Annotated in this window: 16 protein-coding genes and 1 tRNA gene; 6 read left to right on the top strand and 11 right to left on the bottom strand. The window is 66.4% G+C overall.

Annotated elements, in window-relative coordinates; all coding sequences use genetic code 11:
• The coding region (locus VMV28_01825; GenBank protein HUZ79347.1) for a glycosyltransferase at window positions 1-929 on the top strand (929 nt) is incomplete at its 5' end.
• Between the two features lie 2 nt (window positions 930-931).
• Window positions 932-1,966 (top strand): hypothetical protein, encoded by a 1,035-nt coding sequence (locus VMV28_01820; protein HUZ79346.1) that lies wholly within the window; start codon window positions 932-934, stop codon window positions 1,964-1,966.
• Between the two features lie 94 nt (window positions 1,967-2,060).
• Here the strand turns inward: VMV28_01820 and VMV28_01815 are convergent.
• The 4 genes from VMV28_01815 to VMV28_01800 form a co-directional block, all read right to left on the bottom strand.
• Window positions 2,061-2,168: transfer RNA gene (locus VMV28_01815), tRNA-Pro, on the bottom strand.
• 56 nt (window positions 2,169-2,224) lie between these two features.
• Window positions 2,225-2,653 (bottom strand): UPF0179 family protein, encoded by a 429-nt coding sequence (locus tag VMV28_01810; GenBank protein ID HUZ79345.1) that lies wholly within the window; start codon window positions 2,651-2,653, stop codon window positions 2,225-2,227.
• 2 nt (window positions 2,654-2,655) lie between these two features.
• The gene (locus VMV28_01805) at window positions 2,656-3,765 is read right to left on the bottom strand and encodes an NAD(P)-dependent glycerol-1-phosphate dehydrogenase (protein ID HUZ79344.1); all 1,110 of its coding nucleotides are present in this window, start codon (window positions 3,763-3,765) and stop codon (window positions 2,656-2,658) included.
• Window positions 3,766-3,838: 73 nt separating this feature from the next.
• Window positions 3,839-4,468, bottom strand: a complete 630-nt coding sequence (locus VMV28_01800) for a radical SAM protein (protein HUZ79343.1) — start codon at window positions 4,466-4,468, stop codon at window positions 3,839-3,841.
• Between the two features lie 109 nt (window positions 4,469-4,577).
• Here VMV28_01800 and VMV28_01795 point away from each other — a divergent pair, with 109 nt between their 5' ends.
• Window positions 4,578-7,490, top strand: coding sequence for a class I tRNA ligase family protein (locus tag VMV28_01795; protein HUZ79342.1), 2,913 nt, complete (start codon window positions 4,578-4,580; stop codon window positions 7,488-7,490).
• A 6-nt stretch (window positions 7,491-7,496) separates the two neighbouring features.
• On the opposite strand, the gene dcd is transcribed toward VMV28_01795, so the two are convergent.
• The 6 genes from dcd to smc all read right to left on the bottom strand — a co-directional run bounded on the left by dcd (window position 7,497) and on the right by smc (window position 15,199).
• Entirely contained in the window at window positions 7,497-8,051 is a 555-nt protein-coding gene (gene dcd / locus VMV28_01790) for a dCTP deaminase (GenBank protein ID HUZ79341.1), read from the bottom strand.
• Window positions 8,052-8,128: 77 nt separating this feature from the next.
• A complete protein-coding gene (amrB, locus tag VMV28_01785) occupies window positions 8,129-8,965 on the bottom strand; it encodes an AmmeMemoRadiSam system protein B (protein HUZ79340.1) in 837 nt (278 codons plus the stop codon).
• Between the two features lie 8 nt (window positions 8,966-8,973).
• Window positions 8,974-9,396, bottom strand: a complete 423-nt coding sequence (locus VMV28_01780; protein HUZ79339.1) for an HIT domain-containing protein — start codon at window positions 9,394-9,396, stop codon at window positions 8,974-8,976.
• A 537-nt stretch (window positions 9,397-9,933) separates the two neighbouring features.
• Window positions 9,934-10,596, bottom strand: a complete 663-nt coding sequence (locus VMV28_01775; protein ID HUZ79338.1) for an SMC-Scp complex subunit ScpB — start codon at window positions 10,594-10,596, stop codon at window positions 9,934-9,936.
• On the bottom strand, window positions 10,596-11,576 hold the full coding sequence (locus VMV28_01770; protein HUZ79337.1) for a hypothetical protein: 981 nt from the start codon (window positions 11,574-11,576) through the stop codon (window positions 10,596-10,598). Before VMV28_01770 ends, VMV28_01775 begins: the two co-directional genes overlap by 1 nt.
• Complete coding sequence (gene smc / locus VMV28_01765; protein ID HUZ79336.1) at window positions 11,573-15,199, bottom strand: chromosome segregation protein SMC; 3,627 nt, start codon at window positions 15,197-15,199, stop codon at window positions 11,573-11,575. Before smc ends, VMV28_01770 begins: the two co-directional genes overlap by 4 nt.
• A 790-nt stretch (window positions 15,200-15,989) precedes the next feature.
• Between smc and VMV28_01760 the strand changes: the two genes are divergently transcribed.
• The 3 genes from VMV28_01760 (at window position 15,990) to VMV28_01750 (ending at window position 18,446) form a co-directional block, all read left to right on the top strand.
• On the top strand, window positions 15,990-17,006 hold the full coding sequence (locus tag VMV28_01760; GenBank protein ID HUZ79335.1) for a methyltransferase domain-containing protein: 1,017 nt from the start codon (window positions 15,990-15,992) through the stop codon (window positions 17,004-17,006).
• Window positions 17,007-17,297: 291 nt separating this feature from the next.
• A complete protein-coding gene (locus tag VMV28_01755) occupies window positions 17,298-17,843 on the top strand; it encodes a nitroreductase family protein (GenBank protein HUZ79334.1) in 546 nt (181 codons plus the stop codon).
• Between the two features lie 3 nt (window positions 17,844-17,846).
• Entirely contained in the window at window positions 17,847-18,446 is a 600-nt protein-coding gene (locus tag VMV28_01750; protein ID HUZ79333.1) for a non-canonical purine NTP pyrophosphatase, read from the top strand.
• Between the two features lie 83 nt (window positions 18,447-18,529).
• Here the strand turns inward: VMV28_01750 and thsB are convergent, their stop codons facing one another.
• Window positions 18,530-20,212: a thermosome subunit beta gene (gene thsB / locus VMV28_01745; protein HUZ79332.1), complete on the bottom strand. Its 1,683-nt coding sequence runs from the start codon at window positions 20,210-20,212 to the stop codon at window positions 18,530-18,532.
• Window positions 20,213-20,436 lie beyond the last annotated feature (224 nt).

Here is a 20,436-nt window from a genome sequence, read left to right as displayed (position 1 = left end):
CCAAGAACTTTCGCTCCGAGCCTCTCGACGGGTTTCTGCTCCGCAGTGGAGTGATCTCGCTCCTGGACCCGGACCCGCGGATCGGGCCGTGGCTGATGCGCGCGATCCGCAGGACCACGGCTCCGTTGATTGCCTTCCTGGACGACGACGATCTCTTCCACCCCGATCGGCTCCAGCATGTGCTCGAGGTGTTCCGGACGCACCCGGATGTGGGATACTATCGTAACCGGGTCTCGGTGATCGGTCCGGAAGGGCTTCCGATCGCCCGGAGGGCCTGGGCCGCGAACGAGGTGGACCCGGTCTTCGACCGTACCGGACCGCTGCACCTGAGCGCGAACTCGAAGGTGGCCGCGCTGCCGGCGATCCGCCGCACGTACTCGTACTTCAACTCAAGCACGATCGTCGTCCGGCGGAACGTGCTGACCCCGGAGCTGTCCGCTCGCTTCGAGGAGTACCAGAACCCCGATCCGTTCTTGTTCGTGGCGGGCGTCGCGTCTCCCTTCGAACTCTACCTGGACGATCGGCGACTCACCGACTACCGGCATCACGGGACGAATGCGACGGGTCAGGTCTCGGCGCTGCGCCATGGTCTCGAGGACAGCCGGCGGCTCGCGCGGCTCTGCGACGATCTGCATCTACCGGAATACTCAGCATGGTTCGGCTCCCGCTCGACCGCGATCGAAAAGCGACTCCTCGTCGGGACCATCATGGCGCGCGTGGATGCCCACGGCACCCGCTCGGAGGTCGCGAGGGAGGCGCGGGCATACCTTCGCTTCTTGGGAGATCACCCCGAGGTCCGGAATCCGGACCTCGAGACCTGGGTCGCGGAGATGTATGCGGCGATCTACCTGCTCTTCCCGCCGGCGGCCACGCGAATCTTCCGTCTCCGGGCCGCTCGCCGTTCCCTCGAGCGACTCGGAGGGACCTAGCCATGACCGGTCGGGTCAGCGATCCTTGCGCGGGGGATGCGCTCGACATCCTCCTTCTCGACCCGGGCGGGCGCTCCGCAACCCGAGGCGGACGCGCCTACCCGATCCACAAGTTCCACCGTCTCCGGCGACGAGCGTGGGGGCGGCGGCTCGAACGCGCGCGCATCGAAGAGCGGGAGAGATTCTCCGCGCTCGCGCCGCGATTTCCCGAAGTACTCCGGCACCTTTTGAGGAAGTTCCCGTCGCCATCGATGGACCCGGCGTGGAGGATGTTCAATGCGGGCATCGTTCAACAGATGGTTCCGAGACCGCCGTACGCATTCTTGCGTCGGCCTCCTCTAAATCCGAACGTGTACTCGGATGCCTACGACGCCGTTGCCGCGGCCGAACTGGAGGAAGTAGAGCGACTGTTGCGGACGATGAACCGCAGCGCGTCCGACGTGCTTCGGGAGAACTCGGTCGGAGGGCCCTGGGTATACGATCGTCGGTACCTGACCTCGAGTGCCCTCGTCAAGCACCTCCTGCACATCCTCCTCCTGTCGACCGAGACCGGAATGCAGCTCTCCGGAATCCGCCGGGTGGTCGAATGGGGCGGCGGCTACGGCAGCCTGGCCCGACTCTTCCTTCGATTCCAGCCCGACCTGCACTACGTGATCCTCGACACCCCGGTCATGCTGGCGGTCCAGTGGCTCTTCCTCTCGACCATTCTCGGCCCTCACCGGGTGGTGCTGCCGGGCTCCGGGGACGCATCGAAGCAGGGCGGGTTCGTGCAGCTCGAGAACGCGGGCACGTACCAAGGCGCCGAGGGTCCGACCGACCTGTTCGTCTCCACGTTCGCACTGAGCGAGAGCCCCCGGGACCAGATCGATCGGGTCGACGCCCGGCACTGGTTCGGAGCGGAGCACCTCTGGCTCGCCTACACTCCCATGAATCCACGCTTCCCTCAATGGCAAACCCTCGAGGCGGCAGCGGTGCGATCATCGGCGCGGCTCGTGCCCCACCCGTTCCGGCGGATCGATCGGTACGCGTGTCGGTGAAGTCGTTCGACCGCTGGGCTCCCGGTCCTCGCCTGCGAAGCGGTTCCGCGGCGAGCCAACGGTATGGGCCAGCGGCCGCGGCGGTGCACCGGAGTGGGGCTGCCCGAATTTGAATCGGGGTCCCGGGCTCCCAAAGCCCGAAGGATGGACCAATAGAGCAGACCGAGGGCGGGCCTCGGGTCTGTAGCTACCCCACAGCCCCCATCCGGCCAGAGCAGTTCGCGGACGGTTATGAACTTACATCCACGGGGCGAGACCCTAGACGGCCTCGACCCGCTTGAGCGTCCGACCGATCCGGCACTCGGCCATTTCCGGATGTACGGTCTCGATGCGGAATCGCTGCTTCGCCGGGAGGCTGGGGCCCGCGCAGATCCCCCAGTTGGGGCAATCCAAGCGGGTGCAGGCGAATCGGCCGGTCTCGACGGTGGCGCCGACGGTCGCTCCCCGCGCGTCGACGACGAGCGAGCGCGGAACCGCCCGCACCTCGACGACGTTCGCGTCCGTCTCCTGGAGCGCGCAGGGGTGCGTGATCGGCCGGACCTTGGTGACCGTGTACCGTCGACCCGCATCGAGCGTGAGGCAGGCGTGTCGATACGGACACGTCCGGCAGACCGGAGCCCCGCCCTGGTAAACGAATTCGAACCCTTCGTGCGCCTCGTTCCGTGCGATCAGCGTGATATCCGCCATGTTCAACCCACCACCCCGGTGACGGTGGCGAGGCGTTCGGCCGCCTCGCGTGTCAACCCACTGTCCCCTAGGATCGTGTAACGTTCCGGTCGGATGGTATGCGCCGCGACGAGCGCGTTGATCGTCTCCTCGTTGGAGACTCCGAGCTCGTGCGCGGTGGTCGGAGCGCCGATCGTGCGGAGCGTGCTCCGCAGTCGGTGCCAGTCCCCTCCGTGCAGGTACATCATCATGATCGCTCCGACCCCGCACTGCTCTCCGTGGAGGCTGGGATGCGCCGCCACGCGGTCGAGCGCGTGGCTGAACAGGTGCTCGCTGCCCGAGCAGGGTCGTGAGGAGCCGGCCACGCTCATCGCGATCCCTGCGACGATCAGCGGTCGAATGGCGATCCAGACGGACTCCTCCAGGTTCGGCTTGATGAGTGCGGCCTGGTCCATGATCTGTTGGGCCGAGTACTCCGAGAGGGTTGCGGCGGTGCTCGAGTACTCCTCGTTGCGCAGCCGAACGGCGAGCTTCCAATCGAGCACCGCCGTCAGGTTCGAGAGCACGTCGGCGCAGCCCGACGCCAGGAGCCGGTAGGGGGCGCGCACGATGACCGCGGTGTCGGCGATGATCCCGAGCGGGACGGCCGCGCGGATGCTGTTGGTGGTATGGGCTCCGTGGAGCGAAGCCCGGGGCGAGGAGATCCCGTCGTGCGCCGCGGAGGTCGGGACGCTCACGAAGGGCAGGTGGAGATGGTCGGCGACGACCTTGGTGATGTCGATCTTCGAGCCGCCGCCGACCGCCACGAGGAACGCCGCCTTCGAGCGCGCGGCCTCCTGTTCGACGCGGGCGACCTCCTCCTCGGTCGCCTCGCCGGCGACGATCGTCTCGACCTCGAAGCCCGACTCGGAGAGGATCTGGGCGGATCGGTCCCCGGCGAGCGCGGCCGTTGTCGGACCGGTGACGACGGCGCCACGATTGGCGAACCCGAACTGGCGGCAAGTCGAGCCCAACTCGGTCAGGACTTCGTGCCCCGCGAGCACCACGCGGGGGAACACCATCGCGCGGGTTTTCCCGAAGGGCAGGTCGATTCCCGCCGCGGAACCTTTGACAGGCGGGGGAAGGGGCGCCATGCGCTAGAATCGCGAAGGAGAGGGGGAGACTCTTTAGGCTATCCGTCTCGACCCGCCGACTCGAGGGAAATGCTCACCGGCCGGGGACGTTGCCCCAGAGCACCTTGTGCTCTTGGAGCAGGACCCGCACGTTGAGTCGATCGGCGAGCACCCAGTCCGCGAGGCGCCCGGCATCCGTCCCCCATACCGGTTGGAACACGACCTCATTTGGCATGGGGTGCCGGGCGATCACGCGCTTGGCGTAGAGGTAGTCGCGTCGGTCCCGGAGGACGAACTTCACGATGTCGGTCGGTCGCAGGAGCGCGAGGTTGGACCAACGATTGCGCCGCTCCATCTTCGAGCCCGGGCACTTGACGTCGACGCTGAGGATCACTCCCGGGATCGACAGGTAGGGGGTTACATCCAACGAGCCCCCGGTCTCGACGACCGTGGTCTTCCCTCGACGCGCGAGCTCCCGGAGGAGCTTCGCCGCCTCCGGCTGGAGGAGCGGTTCGCCTCCGGTGAGGCATACGTACGGGGTCCGGTGGCGCTCGATCTCCTTCAGGATCGAGGCGATGGATCGCTCCTTGCCCGGCCCGAAGGAGTAGGTGGTGTCGCACCACGAGCACCGAAGGTTGCACCGCGCCGTCCGAATGAACGACGTGCGACGGCCCGTCAGCGGGCCCTCCCCTTGAATGGAGTGGAAGATCTCGATCAGCCGCATCGTCCGGGTCACTACGGCCGGGTCCCGCTATAGACGCTTTGCCCGGGGCTCTTCCTCCCCTTCCACCGGCGGTCCCCTCAAATAGGAATCCCGGATGCGAACGAATCCGATGGAGTCCGAGCGGGCAGCGCATTGGCAGGAGGAGTGGCAGCGGGCCGGTCTAGCGACCGCTCGTCGCGACCCGAACCGGGCCAAATATTACGCGATCGTCGCGTACCCCGGACCGAGCGGCTTCCTGCACGTCGGGCACTTGCGGGGAATCGTCTACGCCGATGCGTTCCATCGCTTCCACCGCATGCTCGGGGAGCAGGTGTTCTTCCCGGCCGGGGTCCACGCCTCGGGCCTGCCGGCGGTCACGTACGCCCAGAAGGTAAAGGACCGCAACCCGACGACGGTCCACGAGCTCGAGCAGAACGGGATCCCACCGGCCGACTGGCCCAAGCTCGAGGATCCCGAGTTCGCCGCCCGCTTCCTGGGCGCTCAGTACCTCGACGTCTACCGACGGGTCGGCGTGCTGGTCGATGAGAGCGCCTATCTCACTACGGTCGACGACGATTATCGCGCCTTCATCCGGTGGCAGTTCGATCGCCTTCGGGACCGAGACGCGCTCGTCCAGAAGACGCACTACTCGGCCGTTTGCCCGGTCTGCGGCCCCGTCGCGGTCGACCCGTCCGAGACGGATCTCTCGGCCGGAGGGACCGCCGAGATCATTCGGTACACGACGGTGCCGTTCCGGCTCCAGGATGGACGGATCCTTCTCGCGGCCACGCTCCGGCCCGAAACGATCTACGGGGTGACCAACCTGTGGATTCCGCTCCACGACCCACTGGTATCCTGGACGAACGAGGGCCCGACCTATCTCGTGAGCCGCGCGGGAGCGGAGCGGCTCGTCGAGCAGCACGGGGGCCGCATCGGCCATGAGATCCGGCCCGCCGAGCTGAAGGGCCGAAGCGTGACGGCACCCCTGACGGGGGTACCGGTGCCGGTCTTCCCGAGCTCGCTCGTGGACTCCAAGGTGGGGACCGGGGTCGTCATGTCCGTCCCAGCACACGCACCCGCGGACTCGCTCGCGCTCTCTGAGCTGACGGTCAAGGAGCGGGAGAGCCTGCGCCCGGCACCGGTCATCCTCGCGGTTCCCCCCATCCATGAACTGCCCACCTCGGAGCGGGAACTGGCGGCCGGAACGGGATCGCCCGCGGAGCGTGCCAATCGAGCGACGGGCGCGAAGAAGCTCGCGGACGCTCCGGCGCTCAAAGAAGCGACCGAACGGCTGTACCGGCTCGAGCTCACCCGTGGAACGATGACCGTCCGCGACTACCTCGGAGTCCCGGTCCGCGACGCACGGGAGCGAGTGACCGCCGCCCTCGGAGCGACCAAACAGAGCTTCGAACTGCAGGAGTTCTCCGAACCCGTCATCTGCCGGAACGGGCACGCCGTGGTGATCCGACGGGTGCCCCACCAGTGGTTCATCCGCTACAGTGACCCGGAGTGGAAGGCCCTCGGTCACGCCGCGCTCCGCTCGATGGCGATCTCCCCGGAGGACTACGCGCACGACCTCCCCGCCATCCTCGATTGGATGGACGACCGTCCGTGCACCCGACGCGGCCGCTGGATGGGCACGCCGTTGCCGTTCGATCCGGAGTGGATCGTCGAACCGATCGCGGACTCCACGTTCTATCCGGCCTACTACGTCGTTCGGCGGTTCGTGCGGGAGCGGGGGATCCTCCCGTCCGCGCTGACGGACGCCTTCTTCGACTTCGTGTTCCTCGGCGAGGGACCCGGGGAGCCCACGCTCGATGCGGGCCTGCAGCAGGAGATCCGGGCCGACTTCCTCTACTGGTACCCGCTCGACTGCAACATCGGTGGGAAGGAACACAAGCGGGTCCACTTCCCCCCCTTTCTTCTGACCCATGCGAAGCTCCTCCCGCCGGAGCTAGGCCCGCGCGGTATCTTCGTGCACGGCTGGGTGACGGGCACCTCTGGAGAGAAGATCTCCAAGAAGGATGTCAGTGCGAAGGGCGGCCGGATCCTCCCGATCCGGGAGGCGCTCGCCCAGTGGGGTCCGGATGCGCTACGGTTGGTGCACGCGAGCAGCGCCCTCCCGTCGTACGATTTCGAGTGGGATCCGACGCTCGCCGATGCGGCGGTCGGACGCCTGGAGGACATCGCACGGATGGCACGCGAGGCCGCCGGCGCCGGTGCGGGGATCCCCGAGCTGGACGCTTGGCTCTTCTCCGAGATGCACGGCGTCGTCGCTCGGGCCTCCCACCACCTTCGGGAGAACCGCCCCCGCGAGGCGGCCGAGGCCATCTACGTCGCGGTCCCCGCCCTGTTGAAGCGGTACTACGCGCGCGGGGGCGTTCCGGGCGATGCCACCGATCGCGTTGCGAACGCCTGGATCCGAATGCTCTCCCCGTTCACGCCGCATCTCGCGGAGGAGCTCGGCGCGGGCCGTTTCCCCGGCCTCGTCGCCTCGGAACGGTTCCCTTCGGCGGAGGAGTTCCCGCGCTCCGAGGTGGCGGAGGCCGCGGAAGCCTTCCTGGCGATGGTCGAGGACGATCTCCGCAACGTGATGCGGCCGCTATTGGACCGCAGCGAGTCGATCCCGGACGAGGTGATCTTCTACGTGGCGGCCCCGTGGAAGCGGCTCCCCGAACAGTGGATCCGGGAGGCCCTGGAGAGCGGAGCCACGGCGAACATCGGGAAGGTGATGGAGCGCGCGAACGCGCGCCCGGAGCTCGTGGCCCACCGCGCGGAGATCCCCAAGTACGTTCAGCGCATCGCTCCGCTCGCGCGCTCCGAAGGTCCACCGTCCCCGATCCCGATCGACGAGGTCGATGTCTTGCGTTCCGCCCAGGGTTACCTGGTCAAACGGTTCGGATTCAAGGCCATCTCCGTCCATCGCGAGGAGGACGCCGAGGCCGTCGATCCGATGCATCGACGCGACCGCGCTCGTCCCGGACGGCCCGCGTTCTACCTCGCACGACGGGACGGGGCTCAGGCTCCGCGCTCGGCGGAATAGCGCGGGCTACCGTCCTCGCTGGGCGCGCGGGAAGTTGAGATGCATCCGGGACGGGGTCGGGTGCGATGAGACTCGACGATACTTCGCCGAGCTCTTCGCCGAGTAGCTGCGCTGGATCGGCCCGGAGATCTCGAAGTAGATCAGTTGACCGACGGGCATGCCGGCGTAGACCCGGACGGGCAGCTTGACCGACATCTCGAGCGTCCAGTAGTTGCAGAACCCCTCGTCGCCTTTCCCGGCGGTAGAGTGGATGTCGATCCCGAGCCGCCCCACGCTCGACTTGCCCTCGAGGAAGGGCACGTAGCCGTGGGTTTCCGTGTACTCCTCCGTCACCCCGAGGTACAACTGTCCGGGCACGAGGACGAAGCCGTCCTTGGGGATGCGGAACTCCTCGATCGCGTTCGAACGGCGAGAGTCAAGGGCGCCGCCCTTGTACACCGCGAGCCATGGACCGAGGTGGACGTCGTAGGAGTTCGTGCCCAGGCACTCCCGGCGGAACGGCCGGATGACGATCTTCCCGCGGCGGATCTCCTCGCGGATCTTGACGTCGGAAAGTATCATGTCGCTCGGGTGCGGACCCGAACTCGCTATTTAAGGGGAGACGAACCGCGGACTGGATCGGCCGTGCGGGCGCTCTCTCACGGGATCCGCAGGACCATCGAGGCGTAGCCGACGACCTCGTCCATGGGAGCGGCCTCGCCCGAATGGCCCCAGCGGAGCAGCTCGGCTCCGAGCGGTTCCTCCTCGAGGGCGCAGAGCATCACCGTGGTCGGCGCGATCCCGCACATCGAGATCTCCTCTCCCACGACCACATCGTACAGGCGTCGGGGGTCCCGGGCCAGGATCGGCGCGATCGCGTGCCGGTCCATTCGCTCGGCGTCCTCGGCCGGCACGTAGTGCGAGAAGTCGGTCGAAGCGAGCAGAACGATGTCCCGGCCGCGGACGGCCTCCCGGACGACATGGCCGATCTCTCGCAGGTGCTCGAACCGGCCGAACTCGACCTGGAGGGCGACGAAGCGTGCCTGCGGAAGGATCCTCTGGAGGAACGGGAGCTGGACCTCGATCGAGTGCTCGCGATCGTGCGCGTGCTCATGGATCCGAACGGGAGGGTGGGCGAGCCGCTCGACGAGCCGATGATCGACCTCCACGTCTCCGAGGGGCGTGCTCCAGGCGACGTCGGAGAGCGCGGCCCCTCCCCCTCCGTGATGGTCCACCCCCAGCACGAGCACCGTGGAGGGCGCAGGATCGTCGGCGATCTCGGCGTACGCCCGGGCCGCGATCGGTCCGGAGAAGATGTACCCCGCGTGGGGGACGACCGCCGCGCGGACGCTCCGAGCGGATCGGGAAGCCGGTCCGGGGAGACGCCCGGGGCCCCGGGGATCGAGGAAGCAGGCATCGAGCTGCTCTCGGAGCTCTCGGGCGTCCCGCGGATAGAAGGTCCCCGCCACGACGGGGGGTCGGCTCCGCGCGGGCATCTTCGACCTCACGGTGGAGAGAGCTCGGCCACGAGGGCCCGCGCTTCCTCCTCCGAAAGGCGCTTCCGGGCGGAGGGGTTGAATGGGTTCGCCTCCCCGTAGCGCGGGATGACGTGGAAGTGAAGGTGGAAGACGATCTGGCCGGCCGCAGCGCCTTGGTTCAGGGTCACATTGTAATCCGGGGAAAGTCGTTCGGCCCGCCGACAGACCGTGGCCAGGGCTCCGATGTAGGGCGCATGCTCCTCCGGGGCTAGATCGGTCAGACGGGGCACATGATGCCTCGGGACCACGAGGAGATGGCCGCGCGTGAAGGGGAAGATGTCGAGGAACGCGATGGCCTCCGCGTCCTCGTAGACGAGGTAGGCCGGTGCCCGGTGCGCCACGATGTCGCAAAAGATGCATGGCTCGGCACTCGGCGTTCCAGGAGGCATCGCGAATCCGGAGACGGTCCCAGCGATAAAGGATTGACGAACAACTGCGGATCGGGACCGAGACCTCGCATCGGTGGGTCCCGGGAAACAAGAGTCGGGCCACGCGCAAGCGCTGGAAGGGTCGGCATCTTCCACGACGCGGGACGCGCGAGCCTATCCCTGCCCGTTCCTCGGCGAACTTCGGCTTCGACCGAGCCCTACGGGAGACGTTGGCGAGTATTCTCGTGACTCGCCGGCGCGGGGTTCCTGGGCTCCCACCGGTCCCAGTACCTTGCCGGTCGGGGCGAGGAGGGCTGCGCGACGCGCCGAGTCCGGTGGCCCGCGCGCCGAGGGCATATCTCCCCCGATCCGTTCGATACTGGATACCTTTAGGTCCTTGGCTCGGTGCCCGATCGAGGTCGATCCCGCATGGTTCCGCACCGTGGACGAACCGGTCCATTTCGGCGACGTCTCGCGACTCCGAGCACTCGATGCCGTCGTCCCTGAGCGACATCCTCGATCTGCGGCGGGACCAACCGAACGGTCCGTAGTCTGGACTCAGTTCGGAGCTTCCGAGGTCGGCGCGACGGACAGTGCGTCCGTGGTTCCCGCCGCCAGCAGCTCCGGGGCCGGCGCGGGCGGGGCCCCCGGGGCGCTCGGTGGGGTCGTGGACGGCTCTTCCGGGTTCGGCGCAGCGGCCCCCGGCTTCACGCCGAGCTTGTCCTCCAAGAACTTGCGGATCTCCTCGGGCTTGGTCGAGGCGATCCCGAAGTACTCGGCGAAGCGGCGTGTCGTGGTGAGTTCGAGCGTGGAACCCTTGACCTCGGTATGGACGAGGCTCATCCCGCGCAGACGCTGGACCTCCTCGTAGGCGGAGTCCCCGACCATCCGCACCAGCATGCTCTGCAGGATCGGCTGGTGGTAGGCGATCAGCGTGAGGGTCTTGAGCGTGCGCGGAGCCATCTCCACGGGCGTGACGGACTGGACCGTGGTCACGAACCGCTCGACCAGTTGCAGCGCGTAGCGATCCCCGACCCGGCGCAGCTCGAGTGCCGTCTGTCGGTTCTCGTACGTCTGCTGGAGCGTCTTGAGCGCGACCTGCACGGAGCGAGAATCGTCGATCCCGAGGGCTTCGGAGATCTCGTGAACGCTCAGCGGCTTCCCGCTCGCGAACAGGATCGCTTCGACCTGGAGCGCGAGCTCGTCCACCTTGGCCGGCATTACGGTGCCTCCTCGATGAGCGGCTTGCGTTCCTCCGTCATGCGGACGAGAGAGAGCGGAGTTCGGAGGATCTGCTCTTGGCTGAACTCGACCGATCGCTCGCGAGCGAGGTAGAGTGCCGCAAGGAACATGGCGACCAGGCGCTCCCGGCCCTCCGTCGGTCGCCACAGGCTCAGGAACGGGAACGGTTCGCCGACGGGGTGGCGCTTCGCGGCGACCCACGCATCGTCCACGTCGCGCTCGGGGATATCCCCATGCACGAGCACCTCCGGCGGGGAGCGCTGCTCGTCGCTCAGGCGCTCTCGCAGTTCCTGCTGTCGGATCGAGCGGCGGGCGTCGATCTCGGCCTCTCCGAACGCTCGGATGAGCTCGAGGAGCGAGACCGGGCGCGTCTCGGGATGATGGACCATCTGCACGAGCGGAGGCGGCGCGTCCGAGTGGAGGACCGCGCTCGTCACATCGACCGCTTCGGGCGTCTGCATCAGGCCGAGGTACCCTTCCTCGGAAGGATCTGGGATGACGCTTCCGTCGTCCAGAGGGGTGTCGGCCTCGGGGGCCGTATCGCGGGAGCGCAGGACCGCTTCCGACTGCAGGTAGAGGATGTTCCAGGCCATGCACACGAGCCGACCAGCGACGGGGAAATCGATCGCTCCCTCGGACTGCACGCGATCGAGGTACGCCCGAACGAAGCGGACGAGATCGATCTCCCACGGATCGAACTCCTCGTCGAGGACGAGCTCGAAGAGCATCGCCGTCGCCTTGTGGAAGGGGTCGGAGATGACGATGTGGACCCCTTCTCGAAGGTTCTGGACCAGACGGAGGTACCGCTCGAGGATCTGGGAGTTGTCCGTGCGGTCACCGATCAGCGATCGGTGGAAGACGAGGTACTCGAGGACCTTCTCGGCGGCCTCTCGGGGGACCGGGGACGCGGGGCTGACCTCTGCCGCGAGCTCGATCGCGGCCCCTTCGGAGATCGTCATGGGGCCGCCGGGGCGACCATCGGGGGGGGCGCACCGCCATGGGCGGCATCTCGTTCGTCGATGTCCTGGATGTCCTCGAGGGTGATGCCGTAGACGCGCGAGCAGCCGTCGCCGCGCATCGTCACTCCGTAGAGCCGGTGGGCGAACTTGAGGGTGACCTTGCGCAACGAGATCACGATGAACTGGGCGCGCTGCGAATCGCGCTGGAGCATCCGCCCGACATGTTCCGCGTTGATCCCGTCGAGCGACATGTCGATCTCGTCGAATACGTAGAGCGGGCTAGGATCGTAGCGCTGCAGCGCGAAGATGAACGCCAGGCTCGCGATCGACTTCTCGCCGCCGGAGAGCTGCTCGAGGCGCTGGACGTTCTTCCCGATCGGACGGGCCTTGATGAGAAGACCTCCCGCGAGCGGGTCCTTGGGGTTCTCGAGCACGATCTCCCCTTCGCCGCCGCGCGTGAGCTCCCGGTAGATATCGACGTACGCGGTGTTGACGCGGACGACGACCTCGTTGATCTTCTCCCGCTTCTTCTCCTCGATCTGCTGGACGAGGCCGAGCAATTCGCCCTTCTCGCTCGACAGGCGCTGGGCCTCTGAGTCAAACTCGTCCATGCGGGTCTTCTCCTGGTCATACTCCTCGAGCGCGCGCAGGTTGACGGAACCCATTCCTTCCAACTGAACGATGGTGGCGGAGAGCGTCCGCTTGAGCTCCTCTACCGGGATGGGCTTCTCGTTCGCCTCGGGCTCGGGGAACTGCTTGAGGGCCTCCTGGACTTCGCGGAGCTTCGACTCGGCCTGAGCGAGTCGGACTTCCTCTTGCTGGAGCATCGTCTGTCGGTTCGTGACCGTCACCTCGGCCTTCGCGAGCGACTCAGTCACCGCGAGCCTCGCGTCCTCGAGCTTCTTCTTCTTCTCGGCCTGCACGCGGAAGGTTGCTCCTTGCTGTTCTTCTACGCCCTTCATCGCGTCGAGCGCCGCCTTCGACTGGATGAGCGCGTGCTCGCTCGTGGCGATCTCCTTGCGCTTGGCCGCGAGCTCCTGTTGCGCGGTCGCGACCTCCTTCCTCCGGGCCGCTAGACGCTCGGTGAGTGCCGTGAGATTCGTCCGGATCGACTGAAGCTCTCCATTCAGCTTCACGCGGGCGTCGCTCGTCTCCTGAGCGTCCTGCTGCCACTGTCGGACCCGCGCGGAGAGCGCGCCGGGGAGCTGTCCGAGATACTGCTCCTGGGACTTCGCGATCTCGGCCTTGAGGCCGGCGATCTCCTCCGCGAGCTTCGCTACGCTCGCCTCGAGGGTGGAGAGATCCTCGCTCGCGTGTTCCTGCTCCTTCTGAGAGGCGCGGATCTGCTCGACCACCTCCTGTAGGCGTTGGCGAGCCGCGGAGAGCTCCTTATCGAGGATCTGGCGGGTAGATTGATGCGCGTCGGCGCGGATCGAGCGCTTCGCGAGTTCCTCGCTCACCTCGCGGATCCGGATCGAGACCTTGCCGATCTCGGTGCGCGCGGCGGCGTCGGCTCCGCTCTTCTCTCGGAGCTCCTCGCCGATCTGCTTGAGCTCGGAGGCGCTGTCCATGCTCTTGCCGGCCGCGTCGATGTACCCCCCCGAGATCGCCCCCGTCGCCTCGATCAGATCGCCCGTCAGGGTGACGAGGCGGACGCCTCCCATCTGCGCGCGCGCGTGGGCGAGATCGTCCATCACGACCGTCTCGCCGAACACGTAGGAGATCGCCGGCCGCAGCGACTCGTCGAACTTGACTAGATCGATAGCGAACCCCACCGCCCCCGACGACTGGGCGACGATCAGGCTCTTGCCCTTCGGTCGGGCGGGAAGCATCTTGTTGAGCGGGAGGAAGGTAGCCCGTCCTCGCTTCTCCGCGCGCAGGGTACGGATGCACTCCTCCGCGACCGCGTCGGTCTCGACCACGAGGGCGTGGAACCGAGAACCTCCGGCAATCTCGAGCCCGAGGCGGTGCTTGTTGTCGAACTGGATGAGCTCGGAGACCGTTCCTCGGATCCCCTTGACCTTCCCGAGATTCCGCTGCGACAGCAGGAAGTCCACCGCGGCGAGCGCGCCGCCACGGCTTCCGGATTCGCTGCGCGCCTTGAGGCGGGCCTCGAGGGCCATATAGCGCCGGTTCAGTTCGGTGACTTCCTGTCCGAGACGTTCGGCCTCCGCGGTGAGGCTCTTTTCCTTGTTCTTGAGCTGGAAGAGCTCCTTCTGCAGATCCCCGGTAGCTCCGCCCTTGTTGGTGCCGTCCGGGTTCGCTTCCTTGATCCGGAGCTCGAGGTCCCGGACCTCGACCTCCCGCTCCCGGCGGCTATCTTCGGCCTGGGCGCGGGCGCGCTCGGCGCTCTCGACCTGGGCCTTGAGCGATTCACGCTGCTGGACGCCCGCCTGCCATGCCTTTTCGCGCTCGGTCTGGCGCCGCTGGAGCTCGAGGACCTGCTTCTTCGCACCGGCGAGCTTCCCTTGGGAATGATCGGACCCGCCCGTCGCTTCGGCGAGGTGCGTGCTGATCTCGTCGCTCCGCTTGGAGACTTCGGCGAGCTCCTGGGCCAGCCGAGTCTCCTCTGCTCGGAGTCGAGTGCTCTCCTTCTCGTCCGAGATCGAAAGTCCGTTGAGTTCCTGAATTCGGCTCTCCAGGGTTTGGAGTGCTTCTTTCTGATGGTCGAGATTCATCTGGAGGGTCGCGAGCGCGAGCCGCTTCTCGCCCAGTTCCGTCCGGAACTTCTCGGCCACCTCTCCGCCCGCCTTCGCGATCTCTCGGTCGACGGTGTCGATCTGGCCGACAAGCTCGTCCCGTTCGTAGACGAGCCGGGATCGCTCCGCGTCGAGCTTCTGGATCTCCTGCTGAAGCGTCTCTACCTGCTTTTGACAGGTGTCAAACTCCTGCTGGGCCATCATGTGGCCCGCGCGCGCGAGACGCGCCTCGGTTCGGTGCTTCTCCTCCTCGAGTTGGCGGTACTGGATGGCCTCGAGCCGCTGGGATTCGAGAGCGCCGAGCCGGCTCTTGATCTCGCCGAGGAGTGTTCGGATCCGATCCAGGTTGGCATCGAGGTCCGTTCGCTTGGTCTGCGCCCGTCCGAGCTCATCGTCAAACTGGGCGATCCCGGCGAGGCGCTCGAGGAGACCGCGGCGCGGCACGGGCCCCATCGTGACGATGTTGTTCACGTCCCCCTGCTGGACGAGGTTGTAGCCGTCGCCGGAGAGCCCCGCGTGGGAGAGGATGCTGTCGATGTCGGTCTGAGTGGTCCGCTTGCCGTTGACGTAGAAGTAGGAATAATATCCGTCGGGATCGCTCGGGGCGAGCTTGACGTATCGCGTGACCTCCACTTCGTCCGACTCGACCGGCAGGAGACGATCGGCGTTGTCGAAGACCAGAGAGACCTCGCACTCCGTGGCGGGCTTCTTCGAGGCCCCACCGTTGAAGAAGAGGTGCGTCAGTCGATCGGCACGAAGGGCCTTCGAGCTCTTCGGCCCGAGAACGAACAGAATCCCATCGGAGATGTTGGACTTGCCCATCCCGTTCGGACCCGCAACGCCCGTGTAGCCCGGCTCGAATGGGATCTCTACCGCGCCGGCGAATGACTTGAAGTTCCTCAGTTTCAGCTTCTTGAGATGCATCGACTGCTCACTGGCTCCCGGAACCTTCCACCGTTGCTGTTGCGTGGCCGTTTGTCAGACAGTTGTCAGCAGCCGTTAGGGAGCCCTGTCAGCCATATTTAATCGTTGGGCCCGAAAGGTACTGTTGCGCTAGCGGGTCATTTCTAGGGTCGCTCTGAGGGTGTTACACGTCGGGTCATAGATCGGCTAGAGCGATTATCTGCCGGCGTGACTGTCGGGCTAATGAACGGGGCGCCCGAGGCGCACTGCGAACCGAAGAGTCTTGGGGGACGGGGCACCGAAGGGCGCCCTGCTGTCGTGCTGGGCCATCCGGGCGCCCCATTCGCCTCGACGGCAGGTCGACTGTCAAGTGAGGCCCTCCAGTCCCTGGAGCAATCATGTCCACCGCGCAATCGGAAACTTCGATTCCTTCCGAGCGACGCGCGAAATGGGTTGAGGTTGGCTGGTACGCGGGGATCGTGATCCTCATCGTTGGAAGCGTACTCGCAGCGCTGGTCGCAACGTATGGATTGCTCCCGTTGGGGACAGGTGTCTTCGTGTTGTATGGAGACGTGATTGGTGCGTGCTACTGCGCCTACCGATTGGGCAAACTGTCAGAGTAACTGGCCTTAAGCCGCGATTTGTTACGCCCCGAAGCCGACTCGTGAGAGGCCGCGAAAAGCTATCGAACGGGACATAGGAGGAGTTCGGCGCTCTCAGGTGCGCTCCCAGATTCACGCCCCTTCGGGTCAAGAGGTGCTCCGATTTTCGTGCCCGAACGGCTTATCGGTCGCGTTCCCTCGAACTCGCCGTGGAAGCGAATGCCGCCGCCGGCCCGGGAGCGCCCGATCCGGCTCCGGAGCGCGGAGCGCCGTGCCCCGTGTGCGACCGGGACCAATGGCGTCCGGTGTTCGACGCGCCGGATACTCGCCACCAGACTTCCGAGCGACTCTACCCGGTGGTCGAGTGCACGGAGTGCGGACTCGGTCGAACCGAGTTCGGGGAGGAGATTCCCGATCTCGCGGCGATTTACCCATCGGACTACGTCTATCACGAATCCTCTGGGTCGGGCACTCGCGGGACCTCTCGAATCGCCTCGCACCGTATCGCCCGGGCCACCGGGAGCCTCGGCTACTGGCGCTGGTGCGACCCGAGGTTTGCCAACCTCGATGAGCTAGGTTCGAACCCGGGAACGGTGCTCGACATCGGTTGCGGCGCGGGTCGGTACCTCCATCGCTTCGCCGAGCTCGGTTGGCGGGTCGAGGGCATCGAGCCGTCGAAATCCGCCGCCGCTGTCGCTCGACAGCAGGGGTTCACGGTTCAAACCTCACCGGCCGAGGAAGCCGACTATCCATCGAACACCTTCGATCTCGTCACGATGTACCACTCCCTCGAGCACTGCGATCGCCCCCAGATCGTGATCGAGCGCTTGCTCGGGGCATTGAAGCCGGGCGGAGTAATCGCGATCGCGCTGTGCAATTTCGACTCGCCCGGCCGCCGATTCTTCGGTGCCGCGTGGCCCCTTCTCGAGGTCCCTCGCCATCGCTATCACTACACCCCGCCGGCGCTCTCTCGACTCCTGAGGCGATACGGAGCAACCCTGGAGGGGGTGTACTATCACAACGATCTCGACGACCTCCCGTCTGCGATGGAGAACCTCGCACACCTCGGGAGCCGCACGCAGGTTCGAGGATCGTGCCGAGAGATTCGATTCCGGCCATTCCCGCCCGGCACCGGCGGACTTCTCACGCTGACGTATGCCCCCGCACTGCGCGCGATGGGCCTGTCGATGCGAACGTCGTTCTTGGCCCGGTTCCGTCGTCCGTAGCGGGCCGATCGGTAACGAACGCTCTCGCTCGATGGAACCGCCAACTCAAGACCGCCGACGCTTTCGTCGTTCAGGTCCGACTTGATCTCTCCACGCGGGGACCTCCGCGATCACCGCGACTCCGAGCGGTCCGGCTCCCTCTTCCGCCCGGCCGCACTCGAGAAGCGTAACCACCTGCTCGCAAACGCTATTAATACCCTCGAGGGGTAGGATTAGTAGAATGGCACGTCTCTCAAGACCGAGGCCGTCCCGGCTCACGCTGGGATTCTGAACTTTTCGCCGATTGAATCCATGGACGTCATCGACGCGATCCGGTCGTACCGACCCTGCACCCAGTACCAGTCTCGGCCCGTCCCGCCGGAGCTCCTGAAGACGGTCCTCTCCGCCGCCCGCCTCGCTCCCTCCCAACACAATCTGCAACCGTGGCGGTTCGTCGTCGTCCGCGACGATGAGCAGAAGCGCCTCCTCGCCCAGGCATGCGTCCGGGGCAAGATCGTCGGCGAGGCGCCGGCGGTCATCGTCGCGTTCTCCGTCGAGGAGGACCTCGCGGTCACGATCGGGGGGTTCATCTCGGCCTACCCGCTCGACGTCGCGGTGGCGATCCACACGCTACGCCTCGCCGCGACCGCCGAAGGGCTCGGAACGAACTGGCTGATCGACTTCAACACCGAGAAGGTGCGCAATGTCCTCAAGGTCCCCGAAGGGGTCCATCCGATCGCGATCATCCCCATCGGGTTCCCCGCCGAGAACAACGGGCACCTCGCGTCCCCGGCCCCCGATGTCGAGGGCCGCAAGAGCCCGGACGAGGTCATCGCCTACGACTCCTATCCGTGGTGAGCCGTGGTGCTCACCGTCACCTTCGTGAGCACCAACTCGGGTAAGTATCGCGAGGTCCGGGCGCTCCTCCGTCCTTTCGGGATCCGGGTGCGCTGGAAGCGACGCAAGCTCCCCGAACCCCAGACGGCGAAGATCGAGGAGGTCGTGCGTTCCAAGTTGAACGCCGTCCGGGACGTGACCGGCTGGGTCCTGGTCGAAGATTCCGGCCTGTTCATCCCGAGCCTCAACGGCTTTCCCGGGGTCTATTCCGCCCACATCCTCGACATCTGGGGATTCGGGCCGCTCTTCGAGCTGCTGAAGCGCCGCCCTCGAGCCGCGAGCTTCCGGGCGGTGGCGGGATTGCGGCTGGGCCACCGGATCTGGTTGTTCCCCGGCGAGGTCCGAGGGAAAATCGCCCCTCGAGCCGCGGGGAAGAACGGCTTCGGCTACGACCCGATCTTCATCCCCGAGGGCGGCACCCGGACGTTCGCGCAGATCCCCGTCGCCGAGAAGAACGAGTTTTCCCACCGCTCGCAGGCCTTACGCGCCGCGGGCCAGTTACTCGCCTCGCTGGACGCTCGAGGTCGAACGCGCACGACTCGGCGCAAGAGAAGCGCTGCGTAACGGTTTGAGAAGCGCCCGACCCCGGGGTTCGCCCCGGGGTCGTTCGGAAAATGTTGGAGCTCGGTGGACGATCGGTCTTCGATCTAGTCGAAGTCGCCGCCGCCGTCCATGCCACCCATACCGCCCATGCCGCCCATGCCGCCCATCCCACCCATGCCGCCGCCACCGCCGCCACCGGCGGGAGGGGGGCTCGACTTGGAGGCGATGACGTCGTCGATCCTCAGGATCATGACCGCGGCATCCGTGGCGCTCTGGATCGCCTGGCGCCCGACCCGGATCGGCTCGATGACGTGGAGCTTGCCCATGTCGTCGACCTTGCCCGCGTGAACGTTGACCCCGGCCTGCTTGTTGCCGGACTTGTGGGCCTTGCGCAGCTCGATCAGGATGTCGATCGGATCCAGCCCGGCGTTCTCGGCGAGGGTGCGCGGGATCGCCTCGAGCGACTCCGCGAAGCTCTCGTAGGCCATCTGTTCGCGGCCCCCGATCTTCGCGGCCTCGTCCCGGAGCTGCAGCGCGAGCTCGCTGGCCGTCGCGCCGCCGCCGTAAACGTACTTCCCGTCCTCGATGGCCACCGCGACCACGTTGAGCGCGTCGTCGAGCGAGCGCTCGATCTCATCGAGCACGTGCTCGGTCCCGCCGCGGATCAGGATGCTCACCGCGCGGGCCTTCTTGCAGCCCGTCACGAACGTGAGGGAGTCGTCCCCGATCTTGCGCTCTTCGACCAGACCGGCCGAGCCGATGTCGTCGGCCGAGAGCTCGGAGATCTTCGATACGACGTTCGCACCGGTCGCCTTCGAGAGCTTCTCCATATCGGACTTCTTGACCCGGCGGACCGCGTAGATCCCTTCCTTCGCGAGGTAGTGCTGCGCGAGGTCGTCGATCCCCTTCTGGCAGAAGACGACGTTCGCACCGGACTTCTTGACCTGGTCGACCATCCGGCGGAGCATGCTCTCCTCCTCCTGGAGGAAGGCGTTGAGCTGCGACGGTTCGTTGATCTCGATCTTGGCATCGATCTCGGTCTTCTTGATCTCGATGGCGGCATCGAGGAGCGCGATCTTCGGGTTCTTGACGCTCGTCGGCATCCCCGTGTGCACCTTCTCCTTGTCCACGATGACCCCTTCGATGAGCTCGGTGTCGGTCATCGCGCCCCCCTGCTTCTTGATCAGCTGGATGTTGTCGAGATCGACCGAGTAGCCCGCGCTCTTCTTCTCCGCTACCGCGGTCACCGCGTTCACCGCGATCTCGGAGAGCGCGTCGCGGTTGAACGAGACGGCCTTCGACGCCATCGCGGTCGTCGCGATCGTGGCGAGCATCGCATGGTCCTCGATCTTGATCGGCTGGCCGATCTGGTTGAGGATCTCCAGCGCCTTGGTGGAGGCCAGGCGGTAGCCCTGGCTGATCAACGTGGGGTGAATGTCCTGCTCGATCAGGCCCTCGGCCCGCTTCAGGAGCTCTCCGGTCAGCACGACCGCGGTGGTCGTCCCGTCCCCGGCTTCCTGGTCCTGGGTCTTGGCCACCTCGACCAGCATCTTCGCGGCCGGGTGCTCGACGTCCATCTCCTTCAGGATGGTGACGCCGTCGTTCGTGACGACCACGTCGCCCATCGAATCGACCAGCATCTTGTCGAGACCGCGTGGCCCGAGCGTCGAGCGGACGGAGTCCGCGATCGCCTTGGCCGCCGCGATGTTGTTCGCGAGGGCGCCTCGGCCCTTCTCTCGCCTCGTTCCTTCCCGCAGCACCAGAATCGGCGTTTGTCCAGACATCATCGACTTTTTCCTCCGAGAATCCTCTAGGTGGTCAAGTCAAGTAGAATTGCGGTTGTATTTAATACTGACTTATCCTCAAAGGGGTTGTAGTGTACAGGAATTAGTTCCCTTACGGGATCGGCGGCGTCGCATCATGCGGCCTCCGGAATTCGCTCGATCGCCCGCATATGGAGGCCGAGGAGGCTCTCCGGGGGGAGCTTCCGCTGGAAGGCTTCCCGGGGCGT

The organism is Thermoplasmata archaeon (assembly GCA_035532555.1).
GTDB lineage: Archaea > Thermoplasmatota > Thermoplasmata > Lutacidiplasmatales > UBA184 > Lutacidiplasma.
The sequence above is the reverse complement of the archived record's forward strand: the minus strand, read 5'-3'. Positions and strand labels throughout refer to the sequence as shown.

Excerpts from the sequence above, each read along its gene's own strand:
- VMV28_01780 (HUZ79339.1), bottom strand. The coding sequence starts at position 9,396 with ATGCCTCCTGGAACGCCGAGTGCCGAGCCATGCATCTTTTGCGACATC.
- VMV28_01810 (HUZ79345.1), bottom strand. The coding sequence starts at position 2,653 with ATGGCGGATATCACGCTGATCGCACGGAACGAGGCGCACGAAGGGTTC.
- VMV28_01805 (HUZ79344.1), bottom strand. The coding sequence starts at position 3,765 with ATGGCGCCCCTTCCCCCGCCTGTCAAAGGTTCCGCGGCGGGAATCGAC.
- VMV28_01770 (HUZ79337.1), bottom strand. The coding sequence starts at position 11,576 with ATGACGATCTCCGAAGGGGCCGCGATCGAGCTCGCGGCAGAGGTCAGC.
- VMV28_01795 (HUZ79342.1), top strand. The coding sequence starts at position 4,578 with ATGGAGTCCGAGCGGGCAGCGCATTGGCAGGAGGAGTGGCAGCGGGCC.
- VMV28_01820 (HUZ79346.1), top strand. The coding sequence starts at position 932 with ATGACCGGTCGGGTCAGCGATCCTTGCGCGGGGGATGCGCTCGACATC.
- thsB (HUZ79332.1), bottom strand. The coding sequence starts at position 20,212 with ATGATGTCTGGACAAACGCCGATTCTGGTGCTGCGGGAAGGAACGAGG.
- smc (HUZ79336.1), bottom strand. The coding sequence starts at position 15,199 with ATGCATCTCAAGAAGCTGAAACTGAGGAACTTCAAGTCATTCGCCGGC.
- dcd (HUZ79341.1), bottom strand. The coding sequence starts at position 8,051 with ATGATACTTTCCGACGTCAAGATCCGCGAGGAGATCCGCCGCGGGAAG.
- VMV28_01775 (HUZ79338.1), bottom strand. The coding sequence starts at position 10,596 with ATGCCGGCCAAGGTGGACGAGCTCGCGCTCCAGGTCGAAGCGATCCTG.
- VMV28_01800 (HUZ79343.1), bottom strand. The coding sequence starts at position 4,468 with ATGCGGCTGATCGAGATCTTCCACTCCATTCAAGGGGAGGGCCCGCTG.
- amrB (HUZ79340.1), bottom strand. The coding sequence starts at position 8,965 with ATGCCCGCGCGGAGCCGACCCCCCGTCGTGGCGGGGACCTTCTATCCG.
- VMV28_01755 (HUZ79334.1), top strand. The coding sequence starts at position 17,298 with ATGGACGTCATCGACGCGATCCGGTCGTACCGACCCTGCACCCAGTAC.